Origin of the sequence: Superficieibacter sp. HKU1, from assembly GCF_029319185.1 — a bacterium.
Taxonomy (GTDB): Bacteria; Pseudomonadota; Gammaproteobacteria; order Enterobacterales; family Enterobacteriaceae; genus Superficieibacter.
Map to the genome: position 1 here is coordinate 541347 of NZ_CP119754.1, position 17180 is coordinate 558526.

Genomic DNA, 17180 nt, shown 5'->3' on the forward strand with positions numbered 1-17180 from the left:
TGTTGTGTGACTTACTTCGTGCGGCGGGCTGACCAGCCCCGGATAACCACAAAGAAGACGGGCACAAAGAAAATCGCCAGTAACGTTGCGGAGATCATACCACCCATTACCCCAATACCTACAGCATTTTGCGCGCCGCTACCAGCCCCGCTACTTTTTGCCAGAGGCAATACGCCGAGAATAAATGCCAGCGAGGTCATCAGGATAGGGCGCAGACGCATACGGCAAGACTCAATAGTGGCTTCTATGAGCCCCTTGCCCTCTTTTTCCATCAGCTCTTTGGCAAACTCGACGATCAGAATGGCGTTTTTCGCTGAAAGGCCAATGGTTGTCAGCAACCCGACCTTAAAGTAAACGTCATTACTCTTATCAAAGAAGGTTGCCGCCAACAGCACGCCGACAATCCCCAGCGGCACCACCAGCATCACCGAGAACGGGATGGACCAGCTTTCATAAAGCGCCGCCAGACACAGGAACACCACGACCATTGACAGTGCGATCAGCGCCGGAGCCTGGTCGCCGGACAACCTTTCCTGGTAGGATAATCCCGTCCAGTCGTAGCCGATCCCGGCAGGCAGTTTCGCCGCCAGGCTTTCCATCAATGCCATTGCATCGCCAGAACTTTTTCCTGCGGCAGGCTCACCGACAATTTCCATCGACGGCAGGCCATTGTAACGTTCCAGACGCGGCGAACCGTAAGACCAGTGAGAGGTACTGAACGCGGAGAAGGGAACCATCTCATTGTTCGTCCCGCGGACATACAGATTGTTGATATCCGATGGCAACATACGGAATTTTGCATCGGCCTGGACATAAACCTTCTTCACACGTCCACGATCGATAAAGTCATTCACGTAGGTTCCGCCCAATGCCGAGGAAACCGTCTCGTTAATATCGGAAAGGGAAACGCCAAGCGCCTGGGCCTTCTCCTGGTCAACATCCAGTTTGAACTGCGGTGTATCTTCCAGCCCGTTAGGACGCATGTTGACCAGCGTATCAGGATGCTGCATCGCCATACCCAAAAGCTGATTGCGCGCCTGGGTGAGTGCAGTATGACCAAGTCCGGCCTGGTCGATAAGCTCAAAGTCGAAGCCTGTACCGGTCCCCAGTTCTGAAATGGCGGGCATATTAAAAGGAATGACCCGAGCGTCGCGTATCTGGCTAAGTGCTTTCATGGCACGAGTGATAACGGCCTGCGCGCTATTTTCTTTACCGCTACGCTGCTCCCATGGCTTCAGGCTGACAAACGCCAGACCGGCGTTCTGCCCCTGGCCGCTAAAGCTAAAGCCGTTAACCGTAAAGACGCTCTGGACGTTTGCTTTCTCATTGTTCAGGTAGTAATTCGTCACCTGATCCATGACCTGCTGCGTGCGTTCCTGCGTCGCCCCGGCGGGGAGCTGAATCATCGTCATGAAGACGCCCTGGTCTTCGTCCGGCAGGAAGGAGGTTGGCAGACGGACAAACAATACCGACATGCCGACGACAATCAGCAGATAAACCAGCAGGTAACGACCGGTTTTACGAACAATACCGCTCACGCTATTGGTGTAGTGACCTACGCTGTTATCAAATACCCGGTTAAACCAGCCAAAGAAGCCGCCTTTATTGCCGTGCTTCTCAGGAGAGGCGGGCTTAAGCAGCGTGGCGCACAGCGCGGGCGTCAGGATCATCGCCACCAGCACCGAGAGCGCCATTGCCGAAACGATAGTAATCGAGAACTGGCGATAAATAGCGCCCGTTGAGCCACCGGAAAACGCCATCGGCACAAAGACGGCGGACAGCACCATCGCAATACCCACCAGCGCGCCCTGAATCTGCGACATGGATTTCTCCGTCGCCTCTTTAGGCGGCAGATGCTCCTCATGCATCACGCGTTCAACGTTCTCAACCACGACGATGGCGTCATCCACCAATAGCCCTATCGCCAGCACCATACCGAACATCGTCAGGGTATTGATGGAGAAGCCGAAGGCGTCAAGAATGGCGAAGGTGCCCAGCAACACAACCGGCACCGCAATGGTCGGGATCAGCGTGGCGCGGATGTTTTGCAAGAACAGGTACATTACCAGGAACACCAGGATAATCGCTTCGAAAAGCGTTTTGACCACTTCGCGGATAGAGATTTGCACGAATGGCGTGGTGTCATAGGGATAAACCGTCTTCACGCCGTGCGGGAAGAAAGGTGCCAACTCGGTCAGTTTATTCTTTACCGAGGCGGCGGTATCCAGCGCGTTTGCACCCGTCGCCAGTTTAATCCCCAGACCTGTTGCAGGACGACCATTGATGCGGGTCACCATGTTGTAGTTTTCGCCGCCAAGCTCAATGCGCGCCACATCCTTCAGGCGAACGACCGAACCATCGGCATTCACCCGCAGCGTCACGTTGCCAAACTCTACGGGATCTTTCAGGCGTGTCTGGGCAATAATCGAGGCGTTCAACTGCTGCCCTTTGACCGCAGGTGTACCGCCGAGCTGACCAGCGGCAATCTGGTCGTTCTGCACTTTAAGCTGATTAATGACATCAACCGGCGTCAGCTGATATTTATTCAGCAGGTTGGCGTCCAGCCAGATACGCATCGCGTACTGCGCGCCAAACAGCTGCACGTCGCCCACGCCATTGAGGCGGCTCAGCGGATCTTTGACGTTTGACGCCACGTAGTCTGCGATATCTTCCTGCGTGACGTTCGGATCGTCCGAGACGAAGCCCGCTACCATCAGGAAGCTGCTGGTGGATTTCTTAACGGAAATCCCCTGTTGCTGAACTTCCTGCGGCAGCAATGGCATTGCCAGCTGGAGTTTATTCTGTACCTGCACCTGGGCGATATCCGGATTAGTGCCTGACTCGAAGGTGAGGGTAATCGTGACACCGCCAGCCGAGTCGCTGGTGGAGGACATGTACATCAGGTTATCGATGCCGTTCATATTCTGTTCGATAACCTGGGTTACGGTATCCTGTACCGTCTGCGCATCCGCTCCAGGATAGGTTGCCGAAACGGAAACCGCCGGTGGCGCGATAGTTGGATACTGCGCCACGGGCATTTGTAAAATCGCCATCGCGCCTGCCATCATTAAAATGATGGCCAGTACCCATGCAAAAATAGGTCGTCTGATAAAAAAGTTAGCCATTTGCGGTCGCCTTATTGTGCTGGTTTAACCGCAGCAGGTTCATCGTCGGCCACAGCCTTGACGGTAGCGCCCGGCGCGGCTTTTTGTAGCCCGCTGACAATGACTTTGTCACCTTCTTTCAAACCGCTGCTGATCAGCCACTTATCGCCAATCGCCTGCGGAGCCGTAACGTTACGCAGCTCAACTTTATTTTCGCTATTGACCACCAGTACCGTGGCATCGCCGCGTGGGGTACGGGTTACGCCCTGCTGTGGCACCAGGATGGCATCTGGCTGAACACCTTCATCAATACGCGCACGGACAAACATCCCCGGCAGCAGCTGGTGTTGAGGATTCGGGAAAATAGCACGCAGCGTAATGGAGCCGGTGTTTTCATCGACCGTCACATCGGAGAACTGAAGGGTGCCTTTCTCGGCGTAAGGCTGACCATTCTCCATCACCAGTTCAACGCTGCTGGCCTCATTACCTTTCTGCAGGCTGGCCTGCTTAAGGCGCATAAAATCGTTGCTTGATTGTGTTACATCGACGTAGATAGGATCTAACTGCTGCACGGTAGCCAGCGCATTGGCCTGACCGTTTGTCACCAGCGCGCCTTCGGTTACGAAGGATTTACCGATGCGACCGCTAATCGGCGAGGTAACTTTGGTGTAAGCCAGGTTAATACGCGCGGTTTCGACGGCCGCTTTTGCGGCCAGAACGCCAGCGTCAGCCTGGCGAGCATCCGCCACTGCCTGATCGTATTCCTGCTGGCTGATGTATTTGGTTCCCAACAATGGCGCGTAGCGTTTAACCGTCAGATGCGCGATGTTAGCGGCGGCTTCACTTTTTGCGAGATCGCTTTTGGCGCTATCCCAGGCAGCCTGATATGTCGCCGGATCGATCTGATAGAGTGATTGCCCGGCCTCAATGTCGCTGCCCTCCGTAAAATTACGTGACAGAATAATGCCGTTCACCTGCGGGCGGACTTCGGCGATACGAAACGCGGAGGTGCGGCCTGGCAGTTCAGTTGTGACTGTCAAAGGAGCGCTTTTCACAACATGCACTGTGACCTGCGGAGCCGGCAACTGCGGCTGTTGTTTCCCTTCATCATCACACCCTGCAAGCAGAGCGGCAGAGATGATTAAACCGGAAAGGAGTGTAGTCCTGGCGTGGATCGTCATTGCTATTCCTCAAAAACCGAAAACCAGAATTCGCCGAAAATCGGTGAAAGAAAAGGATTAATAAAAAAGCAGATGGTATCCTACAAATAATCATCGCTGGATGTAAGGAATACTTATTTATTGAGCATGCTCACGGCACATAAAGGCAAAAAATGCGTGCGGTTACGCCAGTAATTTAATGCCAGAGGCGCCGCTTTATATTCACGACATGAATATAATTACAAAATGTATTTCCGTTGATTATTTTTATTGCGCTTTTTTTTGTGTAAAAATATTCCTCTTTGTCGTTAATAATGCTTATTAATACGTAAATATTAATATTATGCGGTAGTCATTGTATTCGTCGTGTTGAGGGCGACATCCTATGGCGAGGAAAACGAAAGCAGAAGCACTCAAAACCCGACAGATGCTGATCGAGTCTGCTATTGAGCAGTTCGCCCGTAATGGGGTAGCAAACACCACGCTGACGGACATTGCTGATGCCGCAGGCGTCACCCGCGGTGCCGTCTACTGGCACTTCACCAGTAAAATTGACATCTTTAATGCTATCTGGGAACAACAGGCACCGTTGCGGGATATCATTTATCATCAAACCAAAGAAGATATTCATGATAATCCGCTGATACATTTACGTAACCAGTTTGTTATCGCATTACAATATATTGCAGCGGATAACCGTCTGCGCGCATTAATGCAAATTTTGTATCACCGATGCGAATTTATTGATGACATGATGCCTGAAGAGGAAATTCGCAAGAAAATTGGTTTTAGTTACGAAAATGTACGGCGGGTGTTAAAGGAATCGATAGCGGCGGGTGTGCTTCCGACAGATATTAACATCAATATTGTATTAGTTATGTTGCATGGTTTTTTTAGCGGTGTAATAAAAAACTGGCTAATGGCACCGGAGAAGTTTGACCTTTATCGCCACGCGCCAGAGCTGGTGGATAATATCATGCTGGCCGTGAAAGCCACATCCACCTGCCCGGTGATGGAGGACGCCATCGCCTGCTAAAAAGGTAAAGATCACGACTATTTCAGGCTGTGGGTAAATGTCATGACCGCGTCTGCGGTTACAGGTTTGCCGAGCAAATAGCCCTGTAACGTATTGCAACCCAACGCTGTCAAAAATTGCCGCTGCATTTCCGTTTCCACGCCTTCCGCGACAACTTTCAGATCCAGCGTTTTCGCCAGCGCGACAATCGCGGAAACGATGGTGACATCTTCTCCTTCGCCGCTCAGTTCATTAACGAACGCCTTATCAATCTTCAGTTCGCAGGCCGGTAGTCGCTTAAGGTAGAGCAGACTGGAGTAGCCAGTACCAAAATCATCAATTGACGCTTTGACGCCCAGCCGCGTAAGTGCGGTAAGTATGCGCACACTTTCATCCGGATTGCTCATGGCCGTCGTTTCTGTCACTTCCAGTATCAGCATTTCCGGGGAAACCTTATGGCGCTCAAGGCTATCCATTACCGTCTTCACCAGCGAGGATTGTTCAAACTGTAGCGTCGAAAGATTTACTGCGACCGACCAGTCTGTGTTTCCCTGTAAATGCCACTCGCGCAATTGCCGGCAGGCTTCGTCGATAACCCAGTTTCCAACAGGCACAATGAGACCGGTTTTTTCTGCCAGCGGCAGAAAAATTTCCGGTGTTAACAGCCCCTGTTTTGGATGTTGCCAGCGGAGTAAGGCCTCGAAACCGATGACCGGCCCCGCCGGAGCCTGAAATTTGGGCTGATAATAGAGCCGCAGTTCTTTTCGCTCCATCGCCTGCCATAAATCATTCATCAGTTGCAGTTGCGTCTGTGCCAGTTGATTCATTGACGGCTGAAAAAAATGATAACCATTACGACCCATATGTTTGGTGTGATACATCGCCGCATCTGCGTTAAACATTAATTCGCGCTCATTCTGGCCATCGTAAGGATAGAGCGTGATGCCTACGCTAAGTGTCACCATAATTTCGTACGGTTCCAGATTGAATGGCCGATCGACCACGCTCACCAGCGCGCTTGCCAGCGAAGCCGCTTCTTCCGGTGTTTTACTCTCCGCAAGCAGAACAAACTCATCGCCGCCAATACGTGCCAGGGTATATTGCCCGTTCAGGATGGTATGCAGACGAGCGGTGACGTCGATGAGCAGCTTGTCGCCGATATCATGCCCGTAGCCATCGTTAACATTCTTAAAGCCATCCAGGTCCATGAACATCAGCGCAAACGACGATGCTTCACGATCTGCTTTACGGATCGCCTGTTCAAGACGATCCTGCAGCAGAATGCGGTTGGGTAACCGCGTTAGCGTATCGTGGAGCGCCATTTCAGCCAGTTCACGATTGGCCTGCGCCAGCGAGGAGGCCAGCAAAGAGGTGCGAGCCTGCAGGCGGGCATCGAGCATGGAAACGATCAGCGTAATGGCCAGAATAGCCAGCGCCATTACGCTGACCAGCACGGCGAGCCAGTTGCCATTCATGCCCTGGTGAAGAGTATGCGTATGGGCAGAAAAATGCGCGGCCATCATGCCGGTATAGTGCATGCCCGCAATCGCAACCCCCATCAGCAACGCGGCACCCGCACGCAAAACGGCAACCTGTGCGGCCTCGCGGCGAAGCCTGAACGTAAGCCAAAGCGCCACCAGCGAGGCCAGCATGGCAATCAGTATTGAAACCCCCACCCAGAAAAGATCCCAGACGATAGGCTCTGAGACCTGAAGGGCGGCCATACCGGTGTAATGCATGGTGACGATGCCCGTCCCCATAATCAGGGCGCCGGGGATCAGGCGGCGGAGTCGTAGCCGCTCGGCGCTGACCAGCCAGAGGGCGAAAAGGGATGAACTGATGGCAATACCCAGCGAGAGAGTCGTCAGAACAGGATCGTAACGCTGACTCATGGCCAGCTCCATTGCCAGCATGCCAATAAAGTGCATCGCCCAGATGCCGGTTCCCATCGCGAAACCGCCGCCTGTCAGCCAGATGTAAGCGCTTTTACCGGCAGTATCGGCCACTCTCCCTGCCATATTCAGAGCGGTGTAAGACGCCAGAATGGCAACGATAAAAGAGACAACAACGAGGATTTGGTCGTAGTGGTTAACCGGCATCATGTCTTAAACTCATTCGCAGTGGAACGTTCAGGCAATACCTGTTTGAAGGGGCACAGACATTATCACTGTCCTGAGATAGCGCAAAGGAATTTTAATCCGCGCTTTTTATGCGGAAAATACCGTTTGATCAAGGACGATGGGCGCTAGATGTCACTGCAATTCACCAATTTCAACGGGTTAACGGAATTCATGTTCCGGCATTTAACGTTTTCCGTCATAAACCATTCGATCCACTGCACGATCAAGGCATCGAAAACAAAGATAAAAATGGCAAACACAATCAGCCATCCATATTTACGAACCATTGCGTCATCCTGCGATCGGGGGGTGAAGTGCAGGCAATATACACGAAAACAGGGTAAGGGAAAGGAGAAGCGCAGGACTTTACTTACGCCGTGGGAGGAGAGCGTTTTTGCCGAAAAAAGGCAATAAAAAAGGCGCTTCCCCATGCCGAAGAGCGCCTTTCAAAACAAACACTTAACTGATTAGTATCAGTTCATGCCGTATTTTTTCAATTTTTTACGCAGAGTACCACGGTTGATACCCATCATCAGGGCAGCGCGGGTCTGGTTGCCACGGGTGTATTGCATCACCATGTCCAACAGGGGCTGTTCTACTTCAGCCAGTACCAGCTCGTAGAGGTCATTAACATCCTGACCGTTCAGTTGAGCAAAATAGTTCTTCAGTGCCTGTTTAACCGAGTCACGCAGGGGCTTTTGAGTCACCTGGTCCTGAGAGTTAACGGTAGAAACGGTCAGTACGTCAGAATTTACGCGTTGTTCGAACATAGTTCTGTTAGCTCTTTATTTCTATTACGCAAGATTTTCGAAGTATGCCTCCAACGCCTCCAGCTGTTCGCTGGCATCATCTATGGCGTTGAATGTGCGCCGAAACTGGTCATCTGGCGCGTGCTCCTGAAGATACCAGGAGACGTGTTTACGCGCAATTCGGTACCCTTTTGCCTGGCCGTAAAAGTCATGCAGTTCCCGAACATGCGTGCAAAGTAAGCGCTTAACCTCTGCCAGAGGCAGAGGGGGCAGCAACTTCCCAGTGTCCAGATAGTACTGGATTTCCCGAAAGATCCAGGGTCTTCCCTGAGCTGCGCGGCCTATCATCAGGGCATCAGCCCCTGTATAGTCGAGAACAGCTCTGGCTTTGAGCGGGTCAGTAATGTCACCATTCGCGATGATCGGAATGGAAACTTTCTGCTTAACTGTCCGAATACTGTCGTACTCAGCGTCTCCGTTAAACAAGCAGGCGCGTGTGCGTCCGTGAATAGTCAGAGCCTGAATGCCACAGTCTTCAGCCAGTTGGGCAATTTCTACGCAGTTACGGTGTTCTGGAGCCCACCCGGTACGAATTTTCAGCGTCACAGGAACGTCCACCGCCTTCACAACACCGAGCAGGATAGACTTCACCAACTCCGGATATTGTAGCAGGGCTGAACCTGCAAGCTTACGATTCACCTTCTTCGCCGGGCAGCCCATATTGATATCAATAATCTGAGCGCCACTTTCCACGTTAATCCGTGCGGCTCCGGCCATTTCTTCAGGATCGCTTCCGGCAATTTGCACGGTGCGAATTCCAGGCTCATCGACATGCACCATCCGTAAACGGGACTTGTCGCTCTCCCAAACCTGCGGGTTGGAGGACATCATCTCGGAAACGGTTAATCCTGCTCCCATTTCATAACACAGCGTCCTGAATGGTCTGTCGGTAATGCCAGCCATCGGGGCTGCGATCAGGCAATTTCTGAGCTGGTGGTGTCCGATACGCATGAGTTAAGAAATGACCACACTATGACTGCAAGGCGGCGTATATTACGCATTTTTTACACGAGATGAAAGGCCAAACTTTGACCAATCCTCTGTCCTGGATCAATGAAACCCGCTCATACAGCGGCTGTATTTAAAATAATTGTTCATAATCATATAGTTATATCAATCTGATTAATTTGTGCTCTTTTCTGTTTTCCTAAATTTCAGTAACATTTATTCGTGATATAAGGGGAAAATAGCGCATAACATGCTGAATAAATAGTCAGATACGGTGGTTTTATGCGAGCTGTCTCTCATTTTTGAGTAACAATACTGAAGGGTTACGCTTAGCGTTGGGTGGAGGAAGATACCTCCACCCGAGAGGGTTATTCGATAACGACCCGACCATGTAATGGTTGCGTCGGACGATTATTAGGATGATGCATAATATCCGTAAATTGCTTTAACTGTTTTTCGGACAGCGTAACAGGCTTTTTCAGCACCAGCCAACTTACCCCTTCAGAACAGGGCGGAGTCGTGAGCGAACCACTAAAGCGGTAGTATGTTTTATCCTGTGGCAGAAGCCCGTTGATATCGATTTTTTTCTCTATAAGCTGCTGCTGGTCGGCCTGGTCAGGCATTCCTTTCCACAGCTTTGCCAGATCGCTATTCGCTTTGCCGGTGGCAAACATCACCGCCACAACGGCAACTTCACCTTTGGCATTTTTATGCACCAGGTGCATTTCCATCGGGTAGCGCTTGCCGTGGATCGTGTTTTCGCTGGGCGCATGAAAGTGAAGTTGCTGAAGCGTATAAACTACGCCATCAATTTTTATGGTGTTTTTCGCTTCGTTAGCGAAATTAGCCTGCACGGTATGTCCGTTATTGATAATACTGACCGGACCTTCGGGGTAGCTAGTTTTTAGCGGAGTGATGTGGGCTATATAGGTTGTGTCGATATCAACAGGGGACTGGTTCATCCCTTTTTGACAAAGCTGATTTTCAGCGCTGACTTCACTCCAGTGTTCAGGAGAGCCTTCGCCTTCATAACCCCAGTGGGAAGCCATTGCCAGGCCGGGCAGGAAGAACGACAGTAAAATAGCGACAGAACATAGTGAACGTTTCATGGTTTATCATTTCCCTGATAAATATTGATTATAAAATCAAATGATTAGCAAGGGATTATACCCTGTTAAAAAACAGGGTTAATGATAAAAAATGTTATATGGTGATAAACGCTGAGGGGACAACGTGACCGATGGCCACGTTGTGATTTTAGCGGTTACTGTTTACGTCCGGTGATCCGGCACCATTCCTCTTTCTCAACCACCGGATCAAGTACGAAGAGATCGGTATATGCTTCGCACACGCTATCCGCCTGGCTTGCCAGAATGCCTGACAATCCCAGTAGCCCGCCCTGTACCGGAAGCACGCCGATCAGCGGCGCAAGCTCACGCAGCGGACCAGCAAGAATGTTAGCAACCACAACATCAGCCTTCATGTTTTCCGGTTGATCCTGCGGCAAATAGAGCTCAAGGCGCTCAGAAACACCGTTACGCTCGGCGTTAGCGCGGCTGGCCTGGATAGCCTGCGGATCGATATCAATACCGATGGCCTTTGCCGCGCCCAGTTTTAGCGCCGCAATGGCCAGAATGCCGGAGCCGCAACCAAAATCGATCACTGTTTTACCGCTGAGATCCAGCCCGTCCAGCCACTGTAAACAAAGTGAAGTCGTGGGATGCGTGCCGGTACCAAACGCCAGACCCGGATCGAGCATCACGTTGACGGCGTTTTCGTCGGGCACCTCGCGCCAGCTCGGGCAGATCCACAGGCGCTCGCCGAAGCGCATCGGGTGGAAGTTATCCATCCATTCACGCTCCCAGTCTTTATCTTCCAGCTGCTCGATTTTATGGATAAAACCGGCACCCAACAGTGGATGCAGTTCCAGCGCGGCAACCACCTCTTTCATATCGGTTTCCGCATCAAACAGACCGATAACATCGGTATCGCCCCACAGACGTGTTTCACCCGGCAGCGGTTCAAATACTGGCGTGTCATGCGTGTCCTGGAAGGTAATGGAAACCGCACCGGCTTCCATCAGCGCATCGCTCAGTTCTTCGGCATTCGCGCCGGTTGTATTTAGTTTCAGTTGGATCCACGGCATGGCAAAACTCTTTATTTATCAGGAGAAATGACGGCTGCTTGCGGTACAGGATGACCGAAACGGTTACCTACTACAAACGCCAGCAAACTTAACAGTAATGAAGGGACGATCGGATGAAAGCCCAGATACTGAATATTAAAGGAAGCGAGTGCAGCATAAAGCACCCCGCCAACTATCATCGCGCTTAGCGCGCCTGCGGCATTGGCGCGCTCCCAGTACAGCCCCAGCACCAGCGGCCACAGGAAAACAGCTTCCAGCCCGCCGAAAGCCAGCAGGTTCAGCCAGATGATCATCTCAGGCGGACGCCATGCGGCAAGTAGCAGCAACGCGCCCAGAATTAACGTGATCACCGCCGACATACGTTTAAGCCGACGTTCGTTTTGCAACTGTTCCGGACGCAAATTCAGATACAGATCTTTAATGATAGTCGCAGAACTTTGCAGCAACTGGGCGTTAATGGTCGACATAATTGCTGCCATGGGTGCGGCGAGGAAAATCCCGGCGGCAAACGGTGGCAGGACGTTGACCATTAACGTCGGAATCACCAGATCCGGCACCGTCAGGTTGGGGATCACCGCGCGACCCAGCGCGCCGGCAAGGTGCATGCCGAACATCAAAATCGCCACGACGATAGTGCCAATAACGATCCCGCGATGAACGGCTTTACTGTCTTTATAGGAGATACAGCGCACGGCGGTGTGCGGCAGGCCGATTACGCCAAAACATACCAGCACCCAGAAAGAGGTCATAAAAGTCGGCGAGAGAATATCCTCCGCGCCCTGAGGGGAAACCAGTTTCGGATCGATAGTTTTCAGCGTTTCAACCGCATGGCCCAGGCCGCCAGCCGCATGTACCACGCCTACCAGCAACACAATGGTGCCGATCAGCATAACCATACCCTGTAAGGTATCGTTGAGCACGCTGGCGCGAAATCCGCCGAAAGCGGTATAGAGCGCGATGCTAACCCCGAAGATCAGCAGGCCGGTTTCATAGGGTATGCCCGCCGCCGTCTCCAGCAAACGCGCGCCGCCGATAAACTGTACCGTCATCGCGCCGACAAACGCGACCAGCAGACTCAGGCTTGCCAGCCAGACCAGCAGACGGCTACGGTAACGGGCAAAAAGCATATCGTTCAGCGTTACGGCATTATAACGACGGGCAAGGATAGCGAATTTTTTACCGAGAATACCGAGCGAGAGCCAGATAGCAGGGAGCTGAATCATCGCCAGCAGTACCCAGCCCAGCCCGTATTTATACGCCGCGCCGGGGCCACCGATAAACGAGCTGGCGCTGATATACGTCGCCGTCAGCGTCATCGCCAGCACCACGCCGCCCATTGAGCGGCTGCCGAGGAAATACTCGTTTAAAAAATTGCCCGTTGCCCGTTTACGCATGGCATAAACCGACACGCCAAACACGATCAGTAGATACGCGATAAGCGGCAGGATCACTTCAGGCTGCATCGTCATCCTCCAGCGAAATATCGCGATAGATAAATTTTACCATCGCCCAGCACAGCACAATAAAGATCAGTGGGATCAGCAAACAGGCCATCTCAAACCAGTGCGGCAGACCGGTTATCCCCTGTGTCGAACTGGGTAAGTAAGCGCCCACCAACCATGCGGCAAGGTAAAGAAGCGTTAACCACAGCGCCCAGCGCGCCTCTTTATGAGCCTGAGCAAAACGTTTATTCATAGCTTTCCAGAGTCAGGAATGTCGTTATTCTGCTGTGATTGTACGGATAGAGAGGGTATTACCCAAAGATTTTCCGCTCTATCCGGCGAGGATAGAGCGGAAAGCGGAGGTTAAATATTCAAATGGAGGGCGACATTCATATTGGCAGACCAGTTTCCATCATGCCAGTCGAGGGCGATCAGATGCAGCGTGCCCCCATCAAATAAAAACGCCAGGCTTTAATTAAAAGCCTGGCGTTAATCAGATCATTGTCAGGCGCGGCGAACCGCGCCAACGCTCATCCATTACTTTTCCTGTAAGCCGAGTTTTTTCTCCAGATAGTGAATGTTGGTTCCACCATTCTGGAAGTGCTCGTCGTTCATGATGCGCGTTTGCAGATCAACGTTGGTTTTAATGCCGTCGATGATCAGCTCCTGCAACGCATTTTTCATGCGGGAAATAGCGATGTCACGAGTTTCACCGTAACAAATCAGCTTACCGATCATTGAGTCATAATACGGCGGTACAGTATAACCGGCGTAAATATGAGACTCCCAGCGCACGCCAAAACCGCCTGGCGCGTGGAAGCGGGTAATTTTACCCGGGCTCGGCAGGAAGGTGTTCGGATCTTCGGCGTTGATACGGCATTCAACCGCATGGCCTCTGACCTGGACTTCATCCTGCTTGATCGACAGCGGCTGGCCCGCAGCGATGCGTAACTGTTCTTTGATCAGGTCAACGCCGGTGATCATTTCGGTCACCGGATGTTCAACCTGAATACGGGTGTTCATCTCAATGAAGTAGAACTCACCGTTTTCGAACAGGAACTCAAACGTACCCGCGCCGCGATAGCCGATATCCACGCACGCTTTCGAGCAACGCTCGCCGATATAGCGACGCAGTTCCGGCGTGATGCCCGGCGCTGGCGCTTCTTCAACGACTTTCTGGTGACGGCGCTGCATAGAGCAGTCGCGTTCTGCCAGATAGATAGCGTTACCCTGACCGTCAGCCAGCACCTGAATTTCGATGTGGCGTGGGTTCTCCAGGTATTTTTCCATGTACACCATGTCGTTGCTGAATGCCGCTTTGGCTTCAGCTTTGGTCATGGAGATGGACTGTGCCAGTTCAGCGTCGCTGCGCACAACGCGCATACCGCGACCGCCGCCGCCGCCAGACGCTTTGATAATCACCGGGTAGCCAATGCGTTTAGCATGGGCGCGGTTAAGATCCATATCGTCGCCCAGCGGGCCGTCAGAACCCGGAACGGTCGGCACACCAGCTTTCTTCATCGCGGTGATCGCGGACACTTTGTCGCCCATCAGGCGAATTGTCTCGGCTTTCGGCCCGATGAAGATAAAGCCAGAGCGTTCAACCTGCTCGGCAAAGTTGGCGTTCTCAGAGAGGAAGCCGTAACCCGGATGGATTGCCACCGCGCCGGTGATTTCAGCGGCGCTGATGATAGCCGGGATGTTCAGATAGCTTTTCACAGACGGAGCAGGGCCGATACAAACGGTCTCATCCGCCAGCAATACGTGTTTTAAATCGCGATCCGCAGTGGAGTGTACCGCGACGGTCTTGATGCCCAGCTCTTTGCAGGCACGAAGAATACGCAGTGCGATCTCGCCACGGTTAGCGATGACAATTTTATCCAGCATGTTCGCCTCGTTACTCGATGACGACCAGCGGCTCGTCAAATTCTACCGGTTGCCCTGTTTCGAGCAGAATAGCTTTCACCACGCCCGCTTTGTCGGCTTCGATCTGGTTCATCATTTTCATTGCTTCAACGATGCACAGGGTGTCGCCCACATTTACTTTTTGGCCCACTTCGATGAACGCTTTAGCGTCCGGGCTTGGGGTGCGGTAGAACGTACCGACCATCGGGGAACGTACGATGTGACCACTGATTTCTGCCGCTGCTGGCGCTTCCATGGAAGGTGCCGCCGCTGGAGCTACAGCGTTAGATAAAGCTGGCTGCTGCATAACGGGCGCAGCATACGCCTGTTGCATCACTGGAAAACCAGCGTTCGGCGCAGCACGACTGATGCGTACTGACTCTTCGCCTTCAGAAATTTCCAGTTCGGAGATGCCTGATTCTTCAACCAGCTCGATCAGTTTTTTAATCTTACGAATATCCATGAGTGGGTTCCGTACTCTTTGTTTAGTGTGATTGTGACAGGCTTGTTATCGCCGTCTGTAAAGCATAAAAATAACCGGTTTCTTACGGTCAATGAGGCGCAAAACCCCTCGTTGCCACCCCGGTTACCGGGCAGTTCTGCTATCAACCATTCACATGGAAAATAACTGAGTAGCCAGCTATTGTGTCGTCATCGTCGGCTATTGTCCGGCAAAAAACAAAATATACCTTCAATGCGCAATTGTCACCTTTTCGGGAAGATAAATCCCCGTTCAGGAAAATTGAAGTCGCACATTATAACGAGTTCGTAGCATTTCGCAGCTAAATACTGGTCTTATCAGAGAAGATAATCAACCGTGTTCGCTCTGAGAGACGTAACAGAGGGACGTTCTGTGGGAAACTGCACACTTTCAACACTACCGCAGCCATTGACGGAACTTTTTGTAACGCCACGCTAAAAGTAGCAGCGCCAGCGCCGCATAAATTAGCGGCTGCGGCGACAAAATCTTCACTGACCAGAGGTAATGTATCGGCGCAAGGATCGCCACAAGATAAATGCAGTTATGCAACTTTTGCCAGCGACGGCCTAATTTTCTCTGCATTATCTGAGGAGAGGTTACCGCCAGCGCCAGCAAGATAAGCCAGCTTATCCCGCCCAGCGTAAGATAAGGACGGGTCACCAGCTCTTGTCCCAGCAGCGACAGATTATTGATACCCAGTTCCAGCAGCGTATAGCTGGTTAAATGCAGCGTGGCCCAGGCAAAGCACCATAAGCCTAAAAGGCGACGCGTGCGTATCAATAATGGCTGTTTAGCGTATCGTGTCAGTGGCGTAACGAGCAAGGTCGCCAGCAGTAATTTCAGAGCCATCCTACCGGTAAAATGCTGAATATCCTTGGCCGGGTCGGCGCTAAAATAACCCTGCGACGCTGCCCAGAACAGCCATACCAGCGGCAAAAAGGCGGCCAGATGCAGCACCACCTTCAGCCAGACGATCTGTTTTGCCGTCAATCGCACCTAGAAACTCTCCCGCAGATCTAAACCTTTATAGAGCGATGCCACCTGATCGGCATAGCCGTTAAACAGCAGGGTCGGCTGGCGTTTTACGTCAAGTACGCCACCGGAACCGATAAAGCGTTCTGTCGCCTGTGACCAGCGTGGATGATCGACGTGGGGGTTCACGTTGGCGTAAAAACCATACTCATCCGGTGCCGAAAGATTCCACGTTGTCGGCGGACGTTCACGCGTGAGCGTAATACTGACTATCGATTTGATCCCTTTGAAACCGTATTTCCATGGCACGGTAAGACGGACTGGCGCACCGTTTTGCGGCGGCAGCGCTTTGCCGTACACGCCGGTCGTTAACATGGTTAAAGGGTGCATCGCTTCATCCAGCCGTAATCCTTCAACATAGGGATACTTCAGACCGCCGCCGATAAACCGATCCTTCTGTCCCGGCATTTGCTCCGGCGAATAGATGGTTTTGAACGCCACATACTTCGCGTCGCTGGTGGGCTCGACCAGGGCCAGCAGTTTATGCAGCGGAAATCCGATCCACGGCACTACCATTGACCAGGCTTCTACGCAACGCATCCGGTAAATGCGCTCCTCCAGCGGGAAACGTTTCGTCAGATCGTCATGATCGAGGGTGAGGGGCTTAGCTACCTCGCCATCAATCTTCAGCGTCCAGGGATCGGTTTTCAGACTGCCCGCATTGGCGGCAGGATCGGCTTTATCCAGCCCGAATTCATAGAAGTTGTTATAGCCCGTGACTTTATCTTCTGGCGTGAGAGGAAGTTTACTTTGCCACTCAGCGGGACGCGTAAAATCCAGCGGCTTACCGGACGGTGCCGGGGGACGATCGTGGCCTTTAAACCAGTCCAGCAGATCGGCTCGCGCCATCGAAGGCACGCTAAGGGTGGCAGCGCTGATGCCCAGCGCCTGCAGAACCTGGCGGCGCTGCATAAAAAAAGCCGATTCGGCGGTGACATCGGCTTCAGTAAAGCGACGTACTTTCTTCATAACGGACTCCCGGCGAGTACGCCATCAGCAGAACGGCAGCGGCGCACCT

General features: G+C 52.3%; 14 protein-coding genes and 1 pseudogene. 1 reads left to right on the forward strand and 14 read right to left on the reverse strand.

The window, feature by feature from the left end; translation table 11 throughout:
• Positions 1-11: 11 nt before the first annotated feature.
• Positions 12-3125 (reverse strand): efflux RND transporter permease subunit, encoded by a 3114-nt coding sequence (locus P0H77_RS02670; protein ID WP_276163465.1) that lies wholly within the window; start codon positions 3123-3125, stop codon positions 12-14.
• Between the two features lie 11 nt (positions 3126-3136).
• Positions 3137-4285 (reverse strand): efflux RND transporter periplasmic adaptor subunit, encoded by a 1149-nt coding sequence (locus P0H77_RS02675; RefSeq protein ID WP_276163466.1) that lies wholly within the window; start codon positions 4283-4285, stop codon positions 3137-3139.
• Positions 4286-4649: 364 nt separating this feature from the next.
• On the opposite strand from P0H77_RS02675, the gene envR reads away from it, so the two are divergent.
• A complete protein-coding gene (gene envR / locus P0H77_RS02680; RefSeq protein WP_276163467.1) occupies positions 4650-5300 on the forward strand; it encodes an acrEF/envCD operon transcriptional regulator in 651 nt (216 codons plus the stop codon).
• A gap of 17 nt (positions 5301-5317) precedes the next feature.
• Here the strand turns inward: envR and P0H77_RS02685 are convergent, their stop codons facing one another.
• The 12 genes and pseudogenes from P0H77_RS02685 to msrP form a co-directional block, all read right to left on the reverse strand.
• The gene (locus P0H77_RS02685; RefSeq protein WP_276165031.1) at positions 5318-7378 is read right to left on the reverse strand and encodes a bifunctional diguanylate cyclase/phosphodiesterase; all 2061 of its coding nucleotides are present in this window, start codon (positions 7376-7378) and stop codon (positions 5318-5320) included.
• Between the two features lie 146 nt (positions 7379-7524).
• On the reverse strand, positions 7525-7686 hold the full coding sequence (locus P0H77_RS02690; protein ID WP_276163468.1) for a DUF2556 family protein: 162 nt from the start codon (positions 7684-7686) through the stop codon (positions 7525-7527).
• Between the two features lie 186 nt (positions 7687-7872).
• The gene (gene fis, locus P0H77_RS02695; protein ID WP_000462905.1) at positions 7873-8169 is read right to left on the reverse strand and encodes a DNA-binding transcriptional regulator Fis; all 297 of its coding nucleotides are present in this window, start codon (positions 8167-8169) and stop codon (positions 7873-7875) included.
• A pseudogene (gene dusB / locus P0H77_RS02700) lies at positions 8151-9159 on the reverse strand (tRNA dihydrouridine synthase DusB). Before dusB ends, fis begins: the two are co-directional and overlap by 19 nt.
• Positions 9160-9524: 365 nt before the next feature.
• Complete coding sequence (locus tag P0H77_RS02705) at positions 9525-10265, reverse strand: carbonic anhydrase family protein (RefSeq protein WP_276163473.1); 741 nt, start codon at positions 10263-10265, stop codon at positions 9525-9527.
• 155 nt (positions 10266-10420) lie between these two features.
• Entirely contained in the window at positions 10421-11302 is an 882-nt protein-coding gene (gene prmA, locus P0H77_RS02710; RefSeq protein ID WP_276163474.1) for a 50S ribosomal protein L11 methyltransferase, read from the reverse strand.
• A gap of 11 nt (positions 11303-11313) precedes the next feature.
• Positions 11314-12765 (reverse strand): sodium/pantothenate symporter, encoded by a 1452-nt coding sequence (gene panF / locus P0H77_RS02715; RefSeq protein WP_276163475.1) that lies wholly within the window; start codon positions 12763-12765, stop codon positions 11314-11316.
• On the reverse strand, positions 12755-12997 hold the full coding sequence (locus tag P0H77_RS02720; protein ID WP_276163476.1) for a YhdT family protein: 243 nt from the start codon (positions 12995-12997) through the stop codon (positions 12755-12757). Before P0H77_RS02720 ends, panF begins: the two co-directional genes overlap by 11 nt.
• 284 nt (positions 12998-13281) lie before the next feature.
• Entirely contained in the window at positions 13282-14631 is a 1350-nt protein-coding gene (gene accC / locus P0H77_RS02725) for an acetyl-CoA carboxylase biotin carboxylase subunit (protein WP_176920154.1), read from the reverse strand.
• A 10-nt stretch (positions 14632-14641) separates the two neighbouring features.
• The gene (gene accB, locus P0H77_RS02730; RefSeq protein ID WP_176920153.1) at positions 14642-15112 is read right to left on the reverse strand and encodes an acetyl-CoA carboxylase biotin carboxyl carrier protein; all 471 of its coding nucleotides are present in this window, start codon (positions 15110-15112) and stop codon (positions 14642-14644) included.
• A 414-nt stretch (positions 15113-15526) separates the two neighbouring features.
• A complete protein-coding gene (gene msrQ / locus P0H77_RS02735; protein WP_276163477.1) occupies positions 15527-16126 on the reverse strand; it encodes a protein-methionine-sulfoxide reductase heme-binding subunit MsrQ in 600 nt (199 codons plus the stop codon).
• On the reverse strand, positions 16127-17131 hold the full coding sequence (gene msrP, locus P0H77_RS02740; protein WP_194208059.1) for a protein-methionine-sulfoxide reductase catalytic subunit MsrP: 1005 nt from the start codon (positions 17129-17131) through the stop codon (positions 16127-16129).
• Positions 17132-17180: the final 49 nt, after the last annotated feature.